The 20,356-nt window shown below is 35.1% G+C and carries 14 protein-coding genes; 9 read left to right on the top strand and 5 right to left on the bottom strand.

Going from position 1 to position 20,356, the window contains the following annotated elements; genetic code table 11:
• Positions 1-273: 273 nt before the first annotated feature.
• Both ACNQGH_RS02745 and ACNQGH_RS02750 read left to right on the top strand, forming a co-directional pair.
• Complete coding sequence (locus ACNQGH_RS02745; protein WP_417954452.1) at positions 274-1,140, top strand: AAA family ATPase; 867 nt, start codon at positions 274-276, stop codon at positions 1,138-1,140.
• Complete coding sequence (locus ACNQGH_RS02750; RefSeq protein WP_417954453.1) at positions 1,119-1,316, top strand: hypothetical protein; 198 nt, start codon at positions 1,119-1,121, stop codon at positions 1,314-1,316. Before ACNQGH_RS02745 ends, ACNQGH_RS02750 begins: the two co-directional genes overlap by 22 nt.
• Positions 1,317-1,399: 83 nt before the next feature.
• Here ACNQGH_RS02750 and ACNQGH_RS02755 read toward each other — a convergent pair whose 3' ends face one another.
• Positions 1,400-3,511 (bottom strand): M3 family metallopeptidase, encoded by a 2,112-nt coding sequence (locus ACNQGH_RS02755; protein WP_417954454.1) that lies wholly within the window; start codon positions 3,509-3,511, stop codon positions 1,400-1,402.
• 329 nt (positions 3,512-3,840) lie between these two features.
• Between ACNQGH_RS02755 and ACNQGH_RS02760 the strand changes: the two genes are divergently transcribed.
• On the top strand, positions 3,841-4,203 hold the full coding sequence (locus tag ACNQGH_RS02760) for a hypothetical protein (RefSeq protein WP_417954455.1): 363 nt from the start codon (positions 3,841-3,843) through the stop codon (positions 4,201-4,203).
• A 99-nt stretch (positions 4,204-4,302) separates the two neighbouring features.
• Positions 4,303-4,884: a DNA polymerase ligase N-terminal domain-containing protein gene (locus ACNQGH_RS02765; RefSeq protein ID WP_417954456.1), complete on the top strand. Its 582-nt coding sequence runs from the start codon at positions 4,303-4,305 to the stop codon at positions 4,882-4,884.
• 22 nt (positions 4,885-4,906) lie between these two features.
• On the opposite strand, the gene ACNQGH_RS02770 is transcribed toward ACNQGH_RS02765, so the two are convergent.
• From ACNQGH_RS02770 to rhuM (ACNQGH_RS02780), 3 genes are all read right to left on the bottom strand, one after another.
• A complete protein-coding gene (locus ACNQGH_RS02770; protein ID WP_417954457.1) occupies positions 4,907-5,632 on the bottom strand; it encodes a DUF4339 domain-containing protein in 726 nt (241 codons plus the stop codon).
• 21 nt (positions 5,633-5,653) lie between these two features.
• Positions 5,654-6,643 (bottom strand): virulence RhuM family protein/type II toxin-antitoxin system death-on-curing family toxin, encoded by a 990-nt coding sequence (gene rhuM, locus ACNQGH_RS02775; protein WP_417954458.1) that lies wholly within the window; start codon positions 6,641-6,643, stop codon positions 5,654-5,656.
• A 277-nt stretch (positions 6,644-6,920) separates the two neighbouring features.
• Positions 6,921-7,118, bottom strand: a complete 198-nt coding sequence (rhuM, locus tag ACNQGH_RS02780; protein ID WP_417954459.1) for a RhuM family protein — start codon at positions 7,116-7,118, stop codon at positions 6,921-6,923.
• A 271-nt stretch (positions 7,119-7,389) separates the two neighbouring features.
• On the opposite strand from rhuM (ACNQGH_RS02780), the gene ACNQGH_RS02785 reads away from it, so the two are divergent.
• Positions 7,390-7,542 (top strand): hypothetical protein, encoded by a 153-nt coding sequence (locus tag ACNQGH_RS02785; RefSeq protein WP_417954460.1) that lies wholly within the window; start codon positions 7,390-7,392, stop codon positions 7,540-7,542.
• Here the strand turns inward: ACNQGH_RS02785 and ACNQGH_RS02790 are convergent.
• Positions 7,536-8,318: an RMD1 family protein gene (locus ACNQGH_RS02790; protein ID WP_417954461.1), complete on the bottom strand. Its 783-nt coding sequence runs from the start codon at positions 8,316-8,318 to the stop codon at positions 7,536-7,538. The genes ACNQGH_RS02785 and ACNQGH_RS02790 overlap by 7 nt on opposite strands.
• A 397-nt stretch (positions 8,319-8,715) precedes the next feature.
• On the opposite strand from ACNQGH_RS02790, the gene ACNQGH_RS02795 reads away from it, so the two are divergent.
• From ACNQGH_RS02795 to ACNQGH_RS02810, 4 genes are all read left to right on the top strand, one after another.
• Positions 8,716-12,924, top strand: coding sequence for a hybrid sensor histidine kinase/response regulator transcription factor (locus ACNQGH_RS02795; protein ID WP_417954462.1), 4,209 nt, complete (start codon positions 8,716-8,718; stop codon positions 12,922-12,924).
• Between the two features lie 204 nt (positions 12,925-13,128).
• Positions 13,129-16,194: a SusC/RagA family TonB-linked outer membrane protein gene (locus ACNQGH_RS02800; RefSeq protein WP_417954463.1), complete on the top strand. Its 3,066-nt coding sequence runs from the start codon at positions 13,129-13,131 to the stop codon at positions 16,192-16,194.
• Between the two features lie 24 nt (positions 16,195-16,218).
• Positions 16,219-17,700 carry a RagB/SusD family nutrient uptake outer membrane protein gene (locus ACNQGH_RS02805; RefSeq protein ID WP_417954464.1) on the top strand — a complete coding sequence of 494 codons (1,482 nt, stop codon included), beginning with the start codon at positions 16,219-16,221 and terminating at the stop codon, positions 17,698-17,700.
• A 172-nt stretch (positions 17,701-17,872) separates the two neighbouring features.
• The gene (locus ACNQGH_RS02810) at positions 17,873-20,335 is read left to right on the top strand and encodes a hypothetical protein (protein ID WP_417954465.1); all 2,463 of its coding nucleotides are present in this window, start codon (positions 17,873-17,875) and stop codon (positions 20,333-20,335) included.
• Positions 20,336-20,356 lie beyond the last annotated feature (21 nt).

Consider the following 20,356-nt stretch of genomic DNA (forward strand, 5'->3'; position numbering starts at 1 on the left):
TTTTACCGGAGGTGAGCATGTTATGATCTTGAACAGCCATTTAGAGAAACAGTGTTATTTTTATTTTTGCATAGTGTAATAAGCAAAATAACCATTTTTTTGTATTCTAAATAGCGCATTATGGAGGAATTGTTTCAAAAATATCAAACAAAATTACAAAATACGTCTACCCAATTTGTACGGAGTTTTATTAATGATGTGAACTGAGACGCCCGATTAATTGGGATTAAAGGGGCGCGAGGTGTAGGTAAAACGACTTTGCTTTTACAGTATATGAAACTGAACTTTAGTAAAGAATTAGAAAAATCATTATACGTAAGTTTAGATTCTATAGGATTTAGCAATACCACTTTGGTTGATTTGGCAGATGAATTTGTAAAAAAAGGAGGGAAATATTTGTTTTTGGATGAGATTCATAAATATGCCAATTGGGCACAAGAGCTCAAAAATATTTATGATGATTATCCAGAGCTGAAAGTAGTTTTTACAGGTTCCTCTCTTTTGGAAATTTTGAATGCTAGATTTGACTTGAGTAGAAGAGCCATTGTATATCATCTTCAGGGGCTTTCTTTTAGAGAATATATTTCGCTAGAAACAGGAATACATTTTGAGCGTTTGTCTTTAGAAAATATTTTGGAAAATCATTTAACGGAAGCGACTTTGATTAATGCAAGCATAAAACCTTTTCAATATTTTGAATCCTATTTGAAGGATGGTTATTATCCTTTCTATAAAGAGCAACCTGAATTGTATAGGCAACGATTGGAAGAACTAATCAATATGATGCTCGAAATTGAATTGCCTTTGTTACGAGGCGTTGATTTGGGTTACATTCATAAAATAAAAAAGCTGCTGGGCACTATTTCTAAATCGGTTCCTTTTATTCCTAATGTGAGTAATTTAAGTGCTAAAATGGGAATAAACCGATCGACTTTGATGCTCTATTTACATTATTTAGAAGAAATTGGACTAACAGTTAATCTATATAAAGAAGCTAGGGGCAGTAGTAAATTACAAAAACCAGCTAAAATATATTTAGAAAACGCCAATTTGATGTTTGCATTGTCGCCTTCCAAATTTAATGTTGGGAATGTCAGGGAGACTTTTTTTACAATCAATTGGGTTACCATAACAAACTAAGTTATCATGAAGCAACTGATTTTTTAGTAAATGAAAAGTATGCTTTTGAGATAGGAGGAAAAGACAAGTCCGGGAAGCAAATTAAGAACTTGGAAAATGCTTTTATTGCAGCTGATGATATTGAATATGGATTTAAAAACAAAATACCATTGTGGATGTTTGGTTTTTTGTATTAAAAAAATGAAACGATTAGATGCATAAAAAGCAAAATGTCCTATTCTTAACTTAATTGGAATAGGATATTTTACTTTTAGAACAATTAACCTTCGGATGTTTTTAGGGGAGTTGTTGTTTCTTTTTTGTCTAAACCCCGTTTTCTTAACAAAGGTGCAACACTGGGTTCTGCTCCACGGAAACGTTTATACAGGACCATTGGATCTTCGCTTCCGCCTTTTTCCAAAATATTTTTTCGAAATGATTTTGCTTTTTCAGGATTGAATAAACTGGTTGTTTTGAAGACTTCAAAAGCATCAGTGTCCAAAACACCTGACCAGATGTAGCTGTAATATCCAGCCGAATAACCGCCTGAGAAAATATGATTATAATAGGTGCTTCTGTATCTTGGAATGATTGCCTGTATTAAACCGATTTCGTCCATAGCATTTTTCTCAAAAGTATTGGCATCTATTGTAATTGCTGACTTTTGGGTATGATACTTTAAATCTAAAAAGGAAGCTGCCAAATATTCCGTAGTCATAAAACCCTGATCAAAAGTGCTCGATTCCTGCATTTTTTTTATTAGTGTATCCGGAATGACGTTTTCTGTCTGGTAATGTTTGGCGTACATTTTTAAAACTTCAGGTTCTCCAGCCCAATTTTCCATAATTTGTGAAGGCAATTCAACAAAATCTCTTGGTACACTTGTACCGGCTAAACTTCTGTAGGTTACATTAGACAATAATCCGTGTAAAGCGTGCCCAAATTCATGGAAAAAAGTGGTCACTTCATCAAAAGTCAATAAAGCGGGACTGTTTTCTGTTGGTTTAGAAAAATTGCAAACAATAGAAATTACCGGAGCCTGTCTAAATCCGTCAACTGTTTTTTGGGCTGTGTAGGAGGTCATCCAGGCACCGCCGCGTTTTGAATTTCGGGGATAAAAATCCATATATAAAATGCCGACATGTGTTCCATCGGATTCTGAAACTTCCCAAACATCCACCTCTTCATGGTATTTCGGCACCTTATATAAGGGTTTGAATTGTAAGCCGTATAAGTTTTCAGTAACTTGAAAAACTCCTTTTCTGACATTTTCTAAACTAAAATAAGGTTTTAGTTCCTGCTCGTCCAAATCAAAACGTTGTTTTCGGATTTTTTCCGTGTAAAATCGCCAATCGTAGGGCTGTACCGAATCGTTGATTCCGTCTTTTTTCATCATTTCCTGAATATCTGCAGCTTCGGTTTTGGCAATTTCTAAGGCAGGTTTCCATAAATCATTCAAAAGGGTATAAACATTTTCAGGAGTTTTGGCCATGGTTTCCTCCAAAATATAATTGGCATGCGTTTCGTAACCGAGAAGTCTGGATTTTTCGCTGCGAAGATTCGCCAATTTCAGGGCATTACCTTTATTGTCAAAATTGTCATCGTGATTGCCACGGGTTTGATAGGCTTCCCAGATTTGCTGTCTTAAATTTCTATTAGCGCTATACTGTAAAAAGGGGATTACACTGGAATTGGATAAGGTAAAAACCCATTTTCCTTCTTCTCCTTTTGATTTTCCATCGGCAAAAGCGGCAGCAATTAATTCCTGCGGTAATCCGGATAAATCGTTTGGCTCTTCGATAACCAATTTATATTTATTGGTTTCCGCCAAAACATTTTGACCGTATTTCAGACAAGTCAGCGAAAGTTCCTCGTTTATTTTTCTCAGTTTATCTTTGTCTGAATCTGCTAAATTGGCGCCGCTTCGTACAAATGCCTTGTATAAATTATCTAAAACTTTTGCTTGTTCTACATTCAGATTCAGTTTTTCTTTTTCATTCCAAAGTAATTTTACTTTTGAGAATAATTTTTTGTTCAAATAGATATTGTCGTTGTGTGACGTTAAGTCGGGAGCTAGTTCTTTGGCTATCTCCTGAAGTTCATCGTTGGTATTTGCACCATTCAAATTAGAAAATATCATATTGGCATTCAAAAGAAATTCGCCTGCATTTTCCATGGCAAGAATTGTGTTTTCAAAGGTGGGCACAGCGGTACTATCCGTAATTTGATCAATTTCTGTCTGATGCCGTTTAATGCCCTCTAAAATAGCGGGTTTAAAATGTTCGTTTTTTATTTTGTTAAAAGGCGGAACATTATAGGGCGTATTGTAGGATTGAAAAAATGGATTCGGTGCTTCATTTTGGTCTTTTTCTTGGGCTTCCATTGTTGACATTTTGTAATTGTTTGTAATATATAAAAAGAGTCTCTGTAAATTTAGCAGAATCCGGCTTGATTAGGAAACGGAAGATTGTTACTTAACTTTATTTTAAGAAATTTAAGGAGTAAAACGATCTTGTTTAAAAATATAACGAGTGCACAAAAGCAGCAGCTATTTGACTTTAGTATTTGCCGATTGGGAAGCTTCAAATTAGAAAAAGATGTACAAAGAGTTTCTGTTATAAAATCAGGATCAGAGGCTGTTTTTTTAATACTTATAAAATGCATTTTTGTTTAAAAATGATTAACTTAGTGTTCTGTAAATCAATTTAATAAAATGGAATAATGGAAAATAAAGACGATAAATCAAATCGAAATAAGATGAAACCGGATAAGAAAGATAAAAATAAAGTCCCGGATTCTCTTTTGTATCCTCCAAGTGAAGATATGTATAGCCAGTTCCAAAAAGAAATCGAAATTGACCCGGAAGATATTACTAAAAAGAAGGCGCCTGTTGAAATTAATAATGTCAGGGAATTGAATCAAAAAGATTTCGATGAAGATGAATCTGGCAGTGACTTAGACGTTCCCGGATCAGAATTGGATGACGATCAGGAAGATATGGGAAGTGAAGATGAAGAGAATAATAATTACAGTATAGGAGGTGATAATCACAGCAATTTAGACGAGAATACAGGAAAGAGTTAAAATCCAATCTACTAATTTTTTTAGTCTGGTTATTGACTGTTCCAAGAATATAACAATCCGTTGCCTTTTAGATTTATTTTAACTCTAATTTTATTTACCATGATATCTTTAAATAAATACAATCAAAAGCGTAATTTTAATTCCACCGTTGAACCTGAAAGTGCCATTAAAAAAACTACAACTGAATTAGTTTTTGTTATGCAAAAACACGCAGCATCCCATTTGCACTATGATTTTCGGTTGGAAATGGACGGAGTATTAAAAAGCTGGGCCATACCAAAAGGGCCATCCATGAATCCCGCCGACAAAAGGCTGGCGATTATGGTGGAAGACCATCCTTTTGATTACAAAGATTTTGAAGGAATTATTCCCGAGGGAAATTATGGTGCAGGAACTGTAATGATTTGGGATAATGGGACCTATACTTTAGCGGATGGAGAAGGTGCAGAGAATGTCGAAAAAAAGTTAAAATCCGATTTAGCAAAAGGACATCTTAGTTTTATTTTAAATGGGAAAAAGCTCAAAGGGGAATTTGCATTGGTGGAACTAAAAACGAAACAGGATAACAGCTGGCTTTTAATAAAGAAAAATGATCAATATGCAAGCACTGAGGATGTTTTGGAACAAGATAGATCTGTGATTTCGGACAGGACTTTAGAAAGTTTGGAAGTAGCCCAATAGCTATAGTCCTGCCCCATACAATTTAGTGAACGGTTTCCAGTTTTAAATAAAGGATATACATTTCGTTTTCTAGTTTTTTGATTTCACTTTGCCAATGGTTGATGTCATTTTCAATCAGGCTAATATCCTGATCTCTTTCATTTGTTGTTCGTAATAATTGAAAATCTTTGGCATCAGCTAATTTAAGTTTATCTTCTTCTAAATTGGTCTTATTGTATAAAAGTATTTTCTTGATTTCTAAAAGTCGATTGTTTATAGAGTCTTTTTTTTCTTTTGTAAGTCTTTCAGACTCTATTTTTTCTTTGATGGCAAGTTGTATTTTTTGCTCGTCAATTTCTTTTTGTTGCAATTCCAGTTGCTGGTTGCGAAACTCAGTTTGGCTATTTTTTTGTTCTAATTCAGTACTTCTGTTTTCTTGATAGCTGTCAAAAATCAGGGTACCGATAATTAAAGCTGCAATTCCCATAGCGAAATAAAAGATACTTTTATCTAAGCCTAAAATAGTTTTTCGAATTTCCTTTTCCTCTTCTTCCTCCTCTTCCTCTTTTGGCAAAGGGGGAATCTTATTTAGCGGCGGCGGTATCACGGACAAAATACTTTTCAATTCGGCTATATCTCCGGCATATTTCCATTCGTCCATGCCTTCGGACCATACCAAAATTGTTTTTGTAATTTTTTTAGCTTTTAATTCTTCCATGATAAATGGGCCACTGTTTTCAGTTCCGTTATGAATGTAATAGGTTTTCATTTATAATAGTTTTAATGGGGCTTATTTATTGTTAATCAAATTAATTATCACTTTAACCATCATGTTTTTATCATCGGATTTGGATTCGGCTATCATCAGCGTTAGTGCTACTAACGCATTATCATCAATTATTTTTCCTGCATCATGATACAATAATCCATTACGATCCAGAAACCAGACAAATAGAAAAGCTGCGATTCTTTTATTACCATCCGAAAAAGAATGATTTTTGGTGACAAAATACAATAAATGTGCCGCTTTTTCTTGTACCGAAGGATATAGATCGATTCCGTCAAAGGTTTGATAAATTGTTTCTAAGGAGCTTTTAAATGAATCGTCTTTTTCATTGCCAAACAAATTAGAGCCACCAAATTTAGTCTTTAATCCTTTAATGGCTTTCATTGCTTCCGGATAAGATATTTTGAATAGTTCTTTCGTATCGGTTGCTGCTATTTTTAATGTTTGATGATCGTATTGGTCTAAAATATCCAATGCAAAGGTATAGTCGCTCAGTACTTTTAGTAAACCTTGTGCTTCGTCACCGTTTATTTCTTTTGCCTTCACTACATTCTCTAATAATTGTACCGTTTGCTTCAATTCTTGGAACTTGTTTTCGACTTCTTTTAATCGTTTTTCATTAATGGCGTACCCTTTGATTAAATAGTCTTTTAGGCGTTGGGTTGCCCATTGACGAAACTGAGTACCTTGTTTGGATTTTATGCGGTAACCAACGGATATGATAACATCGAGGTTATAATATTTTATTTTTTTCTTTTGAGTTTTTCCGCTAATTGCACCATGTTGAGTGGTATGTAAGAAATCCTTACACACCACTTGTTCGTCTAATTCTTCTTCTTTAAATATATTCCCAATATGTTGTGTGATGGCAACCCTATTTCTGCCAAATAATTCTGCCATCTGTTTTTGAGATAGCCATACAGTATCTTCTTTAAATGTAACGTCTATCAGGGTTTCACCGTCAGTTGTTTTATATATTTCTATTTCATTCATATTGAACTGCAATTTTAATTTTTGCTAAATAATCTTTTAAGCGTTGTATTGCCGATTGGCAAAACTGTGTTTCTTGTTTAGATTTTACACGGTTATAGAAATCAACTTTCTATGTTTTACCGTCAGTTGCAGTTGGTGCAAATTTTGCAACAACTGATTTTTTATTCAATTCACCTTATGCCTGCCCATGGTTTTGATATCAAACAGTTCGTTTTCAATATTTACTTGAAATTTTACTTTGTTATCTGAAGATTTATAATTTCTATCTGATTATTCATTAAGCTGCAATTTTAAATTCAAGTGATATGCGACTGACTAAATTGAGTACTTGTATAGAATTTACATGATATCCTACAGAAATTATGGCATCTAGATTGAAATGTTTCAATTCTCTGGAAATATTTTTAGAGCCTTCTTTTTGAACTGTTCGGAAATTTCGAACAGTCTTCAAACAAAACTTCAACTTCGGTTTCATTGTATTCGGTTTTGAATATTTCTATTTATTTACCATTTAGCTCCAAATTTAAAAATTCATCAAATATTTTTTTAATCGTCCCATTGACAGAATTCTATTCTTTATTTTTGATTTTACACGGTAGTAAAAAAACAAAAATAACAAAAAATAAGTTTGTCTGTGATCACAAGAACCAAAAGAAGGTTTTAAGCTGTGTTAAGGATTGGAGGTGTAAAATTTAATACTAATTTTTTTAAAAATAATAAAATAAAATAATAAAATAAAAAACTGAATGTCGGCCGCATTCGAGGCTAATTTTGATGGTTTTAGCAGCTTACTTCTGGCAGTTTATTTAGAATTTATCAACCGAATAGAAGAATGGTCTCTGTTTTATGAATTCAATTATTGGCATAAAATCTTACCGGAAGCTCAAGGTTTTCAATGAAATAATAACGCGATGGCAATCTCCAGGGCAATTAATATGATAACCACCCATTCCAGTCTGGAGCTTTCCCGTACGTTCAGTACATCGGTAAACAACGTAAGATTGTTCTCCACAATTTGAAGACGGTAATCGAGGTCTTTAAAACGGGTATTGATATCAAAATTAGTCTTAAGGTGGCGGTTGAGAAGGTTGAGTTCTTCATTATCCCAAACGAGATTCGGGTCATCAAGAATATATAAATTATCTACAATACTGTTTTTTACATTCAGGACTTTTCCAATGTATTTGAGCAGATTGGTTTTGGAAATGCTGAGTTTTCCACGTTGTTCTAATTCCAGAATGTAGTGTTTTGAAGAGGTAATAAGGTCATCAGTCAATACCTCGTAATATTCAAGCGCAACAGATTGGGCGATATTGAGCATAACGATGCGCATGAGGGAGGAATCTATTTGAGAAACGGTGACATAATTGTTTTTTACAATGACCTTTTGCAGCGTTTCTTCAGTTTCAATGCGGTATTCTTCCGATAGATCCAAATCGACCAAAGTCGTGGCGTAATTTTTTATAAAGTTGGCGAATTCACTTTTGGCAACCGCATCATAATTGGCAAAGACCACAACACCATAATCAAAAATATACAAATAACGCTTGTTTTCCTCCAATGCATAAAACACTTCGGAAGTGGAACCCGAATGCGCTTCGGCGCGAAAATCACCACGGAATTTCTTCATATTGAAGGATTCCGCAATTTGAACAGCTTCGATTCTGATTTCCATAATCAAACTATTTTATACAAATTTAACGAAAATTCAGATTTTATATCCGTCTTTGCGCTATTCTTTCGTTTTTTAATTAACGGGACGCTGGAATTTCTTTTTGTAATACCAAAATACTATTCTTACAAATGCAGTTGACTAAACTATTTTTACTCCAATTATTTTATTGTTAGCGCAAACATATGCCTGTTATTTTATTCAATTGATAACTTTTTTATATATTTGGGTTTTATAATTGCATCAATTTGTCCTATTTTCTTTTTTGTATACCCTAGGATCTTCTAAAGGATTGAGATATCATAACTAAAAAGATAAAGTAAAAATAGTTGTGCATTATACCTTCATAATCGAGCAGTGACTTTAGAGGGCAAAAAAAATCCAGAAAACCTTTATTCAATTGAAAATTAGAATTTTATTTATCAGTCTTATTTTTATAGGACTTGTTGCTTGTGATAACAAAGGAAAAACTACCCCTTTAGATACTGAACTCCATCGTGGTCAGGGAAATGCCATATCTGAAAGCCATACTAACAGTAAAGTACTTTTAGATGCTTCCAGGCCTTTAGATGTAAGGTATTCATCCGAACAATTGGATAATACGAAAGGACTTTCCAATAGTTCTGTTAATGCTATTTTTCAGGATTCCGAAAATTTACTTTGGATTGGTACCTGGGATGGTCTAAATCGATATGACGGAAATAATTTCAAAATTTTCAGACCTGAATTGGACAATGAAAATAGCCTTAGCAATCAGGTAATCCTTAAAATAGACGAAGATAATTCCGGACGAATCTGGATACTGACCATACATGGAATTAATCGGTATGATAAAAAAACGGATGCGTTTCAGCGTTATTATTTTAGCAGGAAAAATAAACCTCCTTTATCAGAATCAGAATTCAATATGGCGCTTGATGCTTCAAAGAAAGTATTCTGTGCCGTAAAGGATTGGGGGATTGGCTACTTTGACGGGACTGAATTTCAGTCACTAAAGGCTAAAAATCTTTCGACCAAAGCGGTGATAAAAATGGACTTTTCCCCAACAGGTCAATTGCTTGTTTTGTTTGAAAACAATACACTTTATGCTTTGTCACTTAGCACTGACAGCAATAACAAAAAGACCGTTTCAAAAGTGGCATTGATTGCAGACAATGTTAAAACTTTTGGAATAGTTTCAAATCAGAAAATCGGTATCGTTACGACAACAGGAAATGCAGTATTGCATTCTTTGTCTGACAATAAGAGTCAGGTTATTACTCAAAAAAATGTCGAAAATAGTATTGGACATATCCCGGAAGGGCTTGTTCTTTCCAGTAAGTCAGGATATTTAATCATTGACAGTACTGGAAACAGCATCGCTAAACCATGGTTGAAATATCTTAAAAATCAAAAGATTACCACCTTGATTCAGGGAAGTGAAAATGTACTTTGGACAGGAACGGATGGCGATGGAATCTTTAAAATGTATCCGCTTAAAAGAGCCTTTAATTTAATTTCTAAAGCACAAATTCCTGAACTGGATGGCGGCATCGTTCGTGCATTTCTTGAAGTGGAAGGGAATTCTTTTTGGGTGGGAACCAAAGGAAAAGGGTTATTTCGCTTTTCTTCTGATTTTTATCTGAATCCTGAAAAATCGTTGCAATACACCAGGTTTAATGAAAGTAACAGCACGATCAATAATGCAGTATTTGCTTTATGCAAAGGACAGGAGAATTTGATTTTTATAGGAACTGATGGAGGTGGCATTACTGTTTTTGACTTAAAAAAATCAAAGCTGATCAATTGGTCTGAAATTTTAGGCAATGAAAAATGCGATTATTTTAAGTCAACATACAGCATTTATCAGGATAAAAAAGGAATTATTTGGCTGGGAACCAATGGGTATGGGATGATTCGTTGTAAAATAGAACGTTCCGGAGATCGATTAAAAGTAACCGAATTCCAAAAATACCTTGCGGGCAATAATGCAGCAAAAGCATTGAGCAGTAATATTGTTTTTTCAATAATTCCGAAGAATGAAAATCAGCTTTGGATAGGAACCCGTTTGGGTGGTTTGAGTCTGTTTAACAAAGAATCCGGTCAATTTCGCACCTATAAAAATATAAAGAATGATCCTAAAAGTCTATCCAATAATGACATATTGTGTCTGCAAATTGATGCCAATAACAGACTTTGGATTGGGACGAGTTTTGGATTAAATGTATTGGAAGATTTAAAAAGTGACGGAAAAGCGGTATTTAAAAGTTTTACTGTTAAACAGGGACTTCCTAACAATACCATTCACGGAATTGTTTCGGATAAAAAATCCAATCTTTGGTTAAGCACGAATTTCGGGTTATCCAATTTTATCCTTAACGGAACAAAGTTTATTAACTATACAAAAAATGAAGGTCTTCAAAATAATGAATTTGCAGATGGGGCTTTTTACCAGAATGAGAAGTCTGATTTTATTTTTATGGGAGGAATAAAAGGATTTAATTACTTTTTGCCTCAAAAAATAAAGGAATCATCGGTTATTCCAGCTCTTCTTATTAATAAAATTAGCGGGCAAAATCAGGCAATTCCTTATTATCAGGGATTGGTGATAGCGCCGGATGCGACTTCGCATCCTTCGATTGTATTGAATCATGATCAGAACTTTTTTGACATTGAATTAGCAGCTTTGACCTATATCAACAGCGAAAAATGCAAATACGCGTATCAATTGATGCATTTTGATAAGAGTTGGAATTTCATCAGCAACCGAAGAACGATTTCTTTTACCAACGTTCCTAAAGGAAATTACTCTTTGTGGATAAAATGGTCCAATAGCGATGGTATTTGGAGCAAACCCGTTCATGCTATTGACATCCGAATTAAGCCCGTGTTTTGGCAATCTAATCTTGCAATTATACTCTATTTGGTATTGGTCGCACTTTTTATATTGTTTGTACTGAGTTATTACAAAAAACGCCAATCGTTAAGCCAAAACATACTTTTTCGAAAAAGAGAAGAAGAACTTCATGAAAACCGACTCACCTTTTTTACAAATGTGGCCCACGAATTCCAGACTCCTTTGACTTTGATTGTTGGACCTGCTCAAAAATTAGCGGAAACCGAAAATCTTAGCGATAAAAATCAGAAGTTTATCCAGATGATTCAACGAAATTCGTCAAGATTATTGTTTTTGACGCAGCAATTATTAGAATTCAGAAAAGCAGAGTATGATTATTTAGAAGTAACAGTAAAAGAATTTGATCTTGTTAATTTGGTTGAACAAATCGCCGAATTATTTGACGAATGGGCATTGGATAAAAATATTGATTACAATCTTGACATTCCATCAACATTGCCTGGATGGTTTGACAAGGATAAAATTGAGAAAATAGTATTTAACCTGATGTCAAATGCTTTTAAATATACTCCTGTCAATGGAAAGATTGATCTTAAATTTCAGATTCAGGGTGCCGATTCAAAAATAATAAACATCACTATTGTCAACACCGGAAAAGGGATTCCAAAACAGAAGTTAGATTCGCTGTTTGATCGCTTTTTCTTGTCGGATACCAATACAGGGGCTGATAACGATATGTTTAGAACCGGTATTGGACTGGCTTATATTAAAAAACTGGTCACCGTATTAAGAGGTGAAGTGCTGGTTTCAAGCATTGCAAATGAAGAAACCACTTTCACCATTCTGATACCCTGCAGTAAGGAAGCGTTTAGCCAAAAGGAACTGGACGTGGAAGTAAGTCCGGTTTTGATTTCGCATCATCTTAAAAATATCCTGGAAGACGTTCCGGGTCCATCTGAAGAAACTCCAAATAAAATTGAGTCACTTAACGTGTTGGAAGACAGTCGAAAAACGGTATTAATAGTCGAAGATGAGAAGGAAATTCATCTCTTTCTGAATGATTTATTAGGAGAGAAATACAAAATTATTGTAACCTATAATGGTATAGAGGCCTTAGAAGTCCTTGAAAACAAAATTCCTGATATCATCATTAGTGATGTAATGATGCCCCTGATGGATGGGGTAGACCTTTGTAAGAAAGTCAAAACGGACATCAAAACCTGTCATATTCCGTTTATTATGCTTACGGCAAAAGATTCGGTCATCCATAGAATCGAAGGTTTAGAAAGTGGCGCGAATTCCTATATACCGAAACCCTTTTATCCCGATCATTTATTGGTGAGGGTACAAAAGTTACTGGAAGAAAAAGAATTAATAGTAAAGCACTTTACCCAGGATACGCTCATCGAGAATCTGGCTACGCTTCCCATAAATAATGAGGAAAAGGATTTTGTAAAAAGAGTCATTGAACTTATCCGTAAAAATATTGATGATGAAAATCTTCAAAGCTTATTTATTGAGAAAGAATTAGGAATCAGTAATTCGCAATTGTATAGAAAAATCAAACAGATTTTCGGTTTCACTCCGGGAGATTTAATTCGAACCATACGGTTAAAATATGCTGCAGAACTATTGCGTAAGAATGTATTGACAGTTTCTGAAGTGTGCTATCAGTCGGGTTTTAATAACCGTTCTTATTTTTACCGTGAGTTTAAAAAAATGTATACTACCACTCCTAAAAATTACCAGTTGAAGTATAAATCTAAGTTCTAGATTTTTTTAATAAAGACCTAAAAATCAACATCTTTGTAAAAGGTGTACACTTTTGAAGAAATAGTGTACACCTTTTTTTATGGGCTCTAATTACTTTTATCAAATGATTTTTAATCAAAAAAAACCATTAATGCATTTAATTAACCTAATTTTTATTAACATGAAAAAAATCACTCAGTTTATTAATCAATTTAACACTTTCTCATGATGCGAAAAAATGTCATTTATACTATGGTTCTATTATGGACAATAGTTGCAGGGAGTGCAATGTACGCCCAAACGGTTAAAGGTGTAGTTTCTGATAGCAGTGGTCCAATGCCGCAAGTAAACGTTACTGTAAAAGGTACAACTATAAATACTGTAACGGATTTAGATGGAAATTATACCCTTTCTAAAGTGGATTCGAATGCCGTTTTAATTTTTAGTTTTATCGGATATTTAACTAAAGAAATTCCGGTAAAAGGAAGCAGTGTTGTCAATGCGGTATTAACCAGTGATTCACAAAAACTGGATGAAGTGGTGGTTGTTGGATATACCAGTCAAAAGAAAGCTTCCATAACCGGTGCAGTCAGCACGGTTAACATGGAGGATTTATCAAAAACAAGGGTTGTCGATGTAGCTCAGGCTTTACAGGGACAAGTTGCAGGTGTTTTTGTAGCGGCCAATACCGGTGCTCCCGGAGATGGTATTAAATTAAGGATTAGAGGGGAAGGTACACTTGGCAAGAATGACGTGCTGTATGTTATCGACGGGGTTCCTACTCGTGACATTTCTTTTCTTAATCAATCTGATGTGAAAACAATGTCAGTATTGAAGGATGCGGCAGCTGGAGCTATTTATGGTTCCCGAGCAGCTAGTGGAGTTGTTTTGATTACCACTAAAAGCGGACTAAAAGGAAGAAGTAGCTTAGATGTTGATTATTACTCAGGAATTCACTTTGCGGCTAACCTTCCAAAAATGCTGAATACAGACCAATACTTAACTGTAAAAGATCAGGCTTGGCATAATACTGCCGGAAATGCAGCATCGGCTATTAGTCCTTATGCAGCGGACAGGAACAGAACAGATTTGGCGGATACCAACTGGCAGGATGAATTGTTTACAACAGGTATTTCTAAAAACTTCCAGGTGTCGGCAAGCGGAGGTTCCGAAAATGTACAGTATTTAATTTCAGGAGGTTATTTTGGACAGGACGGTATTGTAGTAGAAGATAATGATAAATACCAACGTTTTAATTTCAGAACCAACGTTAACGCAGCGGTTTCAGATCGTTTCAAAGTGGGAACAAATCTTCAGATTAGCTACGCGAAACAAGATAAACTATCTTCCAGCGGTGATGCACCGGGTGTGATTCGTCATGCATTGTTACGACCTCCGGTTTTGGGCGTTTACAAAGACGTTAGCGATCCAACTTATAAAGAAAGCAATCCTTATACGGATTTGCCTTTTTACACCGGTCCAAATGACGGGTGGAGTAAAATTTATGAATACACTTCAAATCCTATTGCTATTGTTCACTTTACAGATGACAAAAGAAATACATTCCAAACTTTTGGAAATTTATACGGGGAATATGCTTTTTTAGGAGACAAATCTTTAAAATTCAAAAGTAATTTAGGTGTGGATATCAAATTTTCTCACAACAAAAACTTTGCTTCAAACTTCGGAGATGCTAACATCAATGATTCTTCCAATCCCTACTATGGTATGGGACGAAATAACAGGCCCAATGGTTTAGATGAAAACAGAGGTCAGGATATGACATTTACTTTTACCAATACATTGAATTATGTAAAAACGTTCAACGATGTCCATAGCGTAAATGTATTGGCAGGTATGGAAAACATCAATAGCAAAGCTTCAGCAATTGGTGGCAGCAGACAAAATTTTGACAATACTACGGATCCTTTCAGATACCTGGATTATGGTAGTACAACTAATGCTTACAGTTCAGGATCTGCACAAAACTGGAGCTTGTTATCCTACTTTGCTTCGGGTACTTATGGCTACGCCAATAAATATTTTGCAACCGCTACAATGAGAGCAGATGCTTCATCACGATTTGGACCAAATAATAAATGGGGCTATTTTCCATCTGTTTCCGGAGGGTGGGTACTGTCTCAAGAAAGTTTCATGGAAAAAACAGATTGGATTTCTAATCTAAAATTAAGAGCAAGTTGGGGTCAAGGCGGGAATCAGGAATTACCAAATAATGCCTACGAAACACTTGTTTCTTCCACTGGAGGAGTTGTAAATGTGGTCCGTTATGGAAATCCGGATTTAAAATGGGAAACTACGACACAAACTAACTTTGGAGTAGATTTCGGAATTTTGAAAAACAATTTGTCTTTTACAGCTGATTATTTCACAAAAACCACAGATGATATCTTATTAACGGTGGGCTTACCTGCGGTATCTGTAGGAGTTATAGAAAGGACTTACGTCAATGCAGGTGAAGTGAGCAATAAAGGATTCGAATTCGGAGTAAATCTGCAGAATCACGAGCATGCCTTTAAATACGGCGTAAATGCAAACATTGCAACCCTGACAAACAGGGTAAACAAACTTCATGAATTTGTAAAAAATATTAGTGATGATGCTACACATACAAAAACCGAAGTTGGTCAGCCCATCAGTTCTTATTATGGGTACCAATTTGATGGTATTTATCAAAATGCAGCGGAAGTCAGCAGTACTTTATTTGCAAACGCTAATGGAACACAGCCTGGAGACATCAAGTTTAAAGATTTAAATGGTGATGGACAGATAAATGCTGATGACCGTGCTTTTATTGGTAATCCAATTCCAAAAATAACCTATGGTCTTGCATTTAATGGAGAATACAAAAACTTTGACATCTCTTTCTTATTGCAAGGAGTGGAAGGAGTAGATCGTTATAATGATTTGAAACAAATCTTAAACTATGACAGCCGTCCTTTCAATTCTACAACAGCAGTATTGAATAGCTGGAATGGAGAAGGTTCAACCAATACAACGCCTCGACTTACTTTTAATAATAATGGCGGAGGTAATGTATCTAGTGTTTTTGTTGAAGATGCTTCTTATTTAAGATTGAAAAATCTTGAAATTGGTTATACTTTCAATAAATCGGTTTTAGGCATAAAAAACATGCGATTGTATGCATCAGGTCAAAATTTATTTACAATAACCAAATACACAGGCTTGGACCCGGAATCTACTTCATTGATTGACAAAGGAACATATCCACAATCTCAGTCGTTTATTTTTGGAGTAAAAGTTAAACTTTAAATAAAAAATTAAAAAATATAAATTATGAAAAATTTATTTAAAACGAGTATTCTGTTGGGCTTATTGTCGTTGGGGAGTTGCCAGGATGAGCTCACACAAGAGCCAATAGGATTAACAACTTTGGATCAGGCGAACAGCACTCCAACATTAAGTACGGTTGAAAGTTCTGTAAACTCTTCTTATGAATTGCTTTCGAACCGATTGAACATATTAGCACAATGGGACTGGGGCGGAGGTCTTGTTTTTCAAAATGATTATGTTATGCAGGACATCGCATCGGATGATATGGAGAAAAAATGGAGTTCAGATGGAGATCAACCGTGGATGGATGACATTAATAATTTCACATTTACGTCAACAAACGGGGGACCAAATGGATTATGGAAATACAATTATGAAGGGATTAAAAGATTAAATATCGCGATTGAATTATTAACAAAAGCGGATATTGAAGCGATTACCGGAATAACGGCTGCCAGAAAAAACCAATTGTTGGGTGAAGCTTATTTCTTGAGATCGTATTACTATTTCTCTTTGGTTACCAATTTTGGTGACGTGCCATTAATTTTAGCACCGGTAAAAACCTATCAGGAAGCTTTTGATGTTGCAGTGAGAGCAGATAAAGGATTGGTTTGGGACAAAATAAAATCAGATTTAGTACTGGCAAAAGCATTGCTGCCAAACTCTAAATATTCTTCCACTACGGAAAAATGGAGAGTTTCTAAAGGTGCGGTGATAGCGCTTCAGGCAAAAGCAGCGTTGTATACTCAAAAATGGGCAGAAGTAATAACATTGGTTGATGAGTTAGCGCCACTTGGGTATAGTCTGAACGCAAATTATTTCGATAATTTCAGTACTTCTAAAGAGTATACGGATAATGAAGTTATTTTTTCTTATGACCACCAAACGAATACCACTCCAAGAAGAGGTAATGGAATTTGTGCTCCTTTAGGATGGGGATTCTTTGCACCAAGTACCGATTTTTTAAATTCATTTGAAGCAAATGATCCAAGAAAATTATATACAGTTGATGCCGCTAATCAAAATGTGAATAAAATGTTAGGAAGTTTAGATGGTGCCAATAAAGGAAATGATGATGCTGCTACCAATAAAGTGTACATGCGTTATGCCGACGCATTACTTTGGAAAGCAGAAGCAATGAATGAGACTGGTAATTTTTCTGGAGCGATTGTTATTATCAACCAAATAAGAGCCAGAGCCAGAACAACCGTGACGGCCTTGGGAACCATCCCGCCAGTAGGAACGTTGTTAGACAGAGTCGCGTCTACCGACAAAGCGACTATAAAGGGGTGGTTAATTTCAGAAAGAAGGGCAGAACTTGGTTTTGAGAATCAAAGAATGCTCGACTTAAAAAGATGGGGAATTGCAAAAGCAGTGATGACAGCTCATGGAAAAAGTTTCCAGGACAAGCACATGTTGTATCCAATCCCTCAATCAGAAATTGATGCATCAGCAGGGACTTTGACACAAAACCCAGGGTATTAATATTCTGATTAAATAGGTTTGGTTTAATTAATATTCCTTGAGAAGTAGCAGTTACAATTAAAAAAAATTGCTGCTTCTCTATTTTTTACTTGCAGAAATAGCTTTTTAAACAAAGTGAGCCAGGTAAGAATATCAGATTCTAATTACCACTATAAACAAAACAACATTTAAAATGAGCAGATTTTTCAATACCCTTTCTATTTTACTATTCTGTCTTATCGGAACGATTTCGTTCAGTCAGAATATTAATTTAAAAGTTGTAGGAGATGTTGAACATGGTTTTAATGTTGACATTTACAATGGGAATCAATTAATAGTTAAAAACACAGAGGAGTTTTCATTGGAAATGGCTAATTCGGATTTAAGTGAAAAAGCAAAAATTTCCGCATGGAAAGGATCAAAATGGACCGGCGATGATACGATGGTGCATTTAACAAGAGACACCTATGTTTCTGAGTTTGATTTGAATATTTCGATTACAGTTACTTATGAAATTATAAACAAAAATGTGATCAAAAAAAGCATCGATTTATATCAGTCGGGCATGCCTTCGTTATATTATACGTTAACTGAAACTTCAAAACCAGCTCAAACGCCTTCAAAATATGTCACTTTTGAATACGATAATTTCCCCGGAGGTTTTGCACATGAAATGTTTCCTTCGGCTGGATTTGTTACGCCGGATAATCATGTTGTTGGATTTTTGATGGATGCCGGCTACAAAAACCATTATACCCGAACTACCCGAAGACGTTTTAACGGACATGGTGGTGGTTTTGTAGGGATGCGAAAACTTCCGGATCCTGCTTTGGTAGCTGTTGCAACTTTAGAAGAAAGAAAAAACAACCAAAATTACATCAGGCAGACATTTGGTGAAATGTACAATCTGGATGGTGGAAAAGAATTAAAATTAAAAAATGACAGCCAATTTAAAAAAGTGGGTGATGTTGAAATTGAAAAGAATGACAGTCTGGTAACCCTCACATTCAACGAGAATAAGCTATCCGGATTCGAAATTGCAGCACCATTTAAGGATCAAAAAGTGTATACAATTTCTTTTCTTTCGAAAGGAACAACACCTATTGCGCTTAAACTTTTTAGAATTAAAAAGGGCAAGAAAACAATTGAATTGGAAGATGGCGTAAAATACATAGATAAATTTCCCACTTCGGAAAAGGAATGGACCCTTTTTAAAGGGAGCGTTTTGGTGCCTTATATAGAAAATGACAGTGTATCTTTATTCATAGGTGCACAGGATGGAAAAGAGTGTACCCTTGCAATAAAAAATTTGCAAATTACAGCACATCAGCCTGTAAAGGAACCATATAACAGAATTAATATTGGCGAAAAGGTTACAAAAATAACCTATGTTTTTATTGAGCCATGGAAAAATCATCATGATTTTGTGGTGTCTTCACAATCGCGTTTGGCTGAAGGTAAAGGATTTAAAGGGAATTTGATTGAGAAAATGTTGTACGCAAATTTCAATATGCTAACATGGATTACCGCGATAGATGATTTTACACCTTTTAATGTTCCTAATAGTAACTATTCGCCAGATATGTATAATCGGGATTCTTTCTTCTCTGTCGTTTCAAGTTATAATAAGGAACTGAATCTTTCCATTTGGAACAAATGGGCACAAACCCAAAATGCAAAAGGAGCTATTGGAACTATTATAAGCCCTTATATGGGATCCATAGAAGTGAAGGATAATGAGGCCACTATCGAATGGCTTATTTGGGCAATGATCAATAAAAGACGTTTTGGAGTACAACTGCCAGAAGCGAAAATTAAAAAAGCAGTTGACTATGTTTTAAATGAATTTGATGAAAATAAGGATGGAATTTGCCAATCCCACTTTAGTATGAGTCAAGTTGACATTATTGATTATAAGCCAAAAACGGACAGGCTTGCGGTAAATCAGGGAATGCTGGTCATTGCGTTGCGAACTATAAAGGAATTGGGTTTTGACATCAGTGAAGCCTATATAGAAAAAGCAGCTAAAGCGTATCGAAATTTTTATGATGAAAAAAGAAAACACCTTTTGTTTGATAAAGAATTTCCTGATATCATTACTCTGACAGATTTAGAACCGGAATTCTTCTCATTATGGCTGTTTAACAGACCAATTTTGACGGACGAAATGGTAATTAATCATTTGAATCAAATGCCAGTTCTTAATAAAGTGTCAAATTCGCCTCATCCGGAATATGGAACAACAGCACCAATTTGTATTCGATTGACCGGTACTGAAAAAGGATATGCTTATTTAAGTGCAGATTATCAGCCTTTTGGCGAGTTTGGAAAATCTAATTATGCCGACGGTTCGCAAGATGGCGTTTATTATAACGGGGGCAGTTGGTTTCGGGCCGAATATTGCGCTTATGTAGCGGGGCAAAAACACGGGTGGGAAAAGGCGGAAAAAAGGATGGAGAACAGGGCCTGGGCCGAAATTAACCTCAATCAAAAATGGCCTTACAGCAAAGAATTTATTCCAACAAAATGGACCACAACGGATTCTTGGTGGCCTTCAACAAGAGGTTTGTGCTGGAATGTATTCATTCTTATGGCAGACGAAGTAGCAGGAATAAGAACGCCAGAAATGGATCCGGACTTCAAAGCTAAAAACTAGAAATCAAAAACTAGAAATCAA

The sequence above is a fragment of the Flavobacterium kochi genome (assembly GCF_048286715.1).
In the GTDB taxonomy this organism is placed as follows: domain Bacteria; phylum Bacteroidota; class Bacteroidia; order Flavobacteriales; family Flavobacteriaceae; genus Flavobacterium.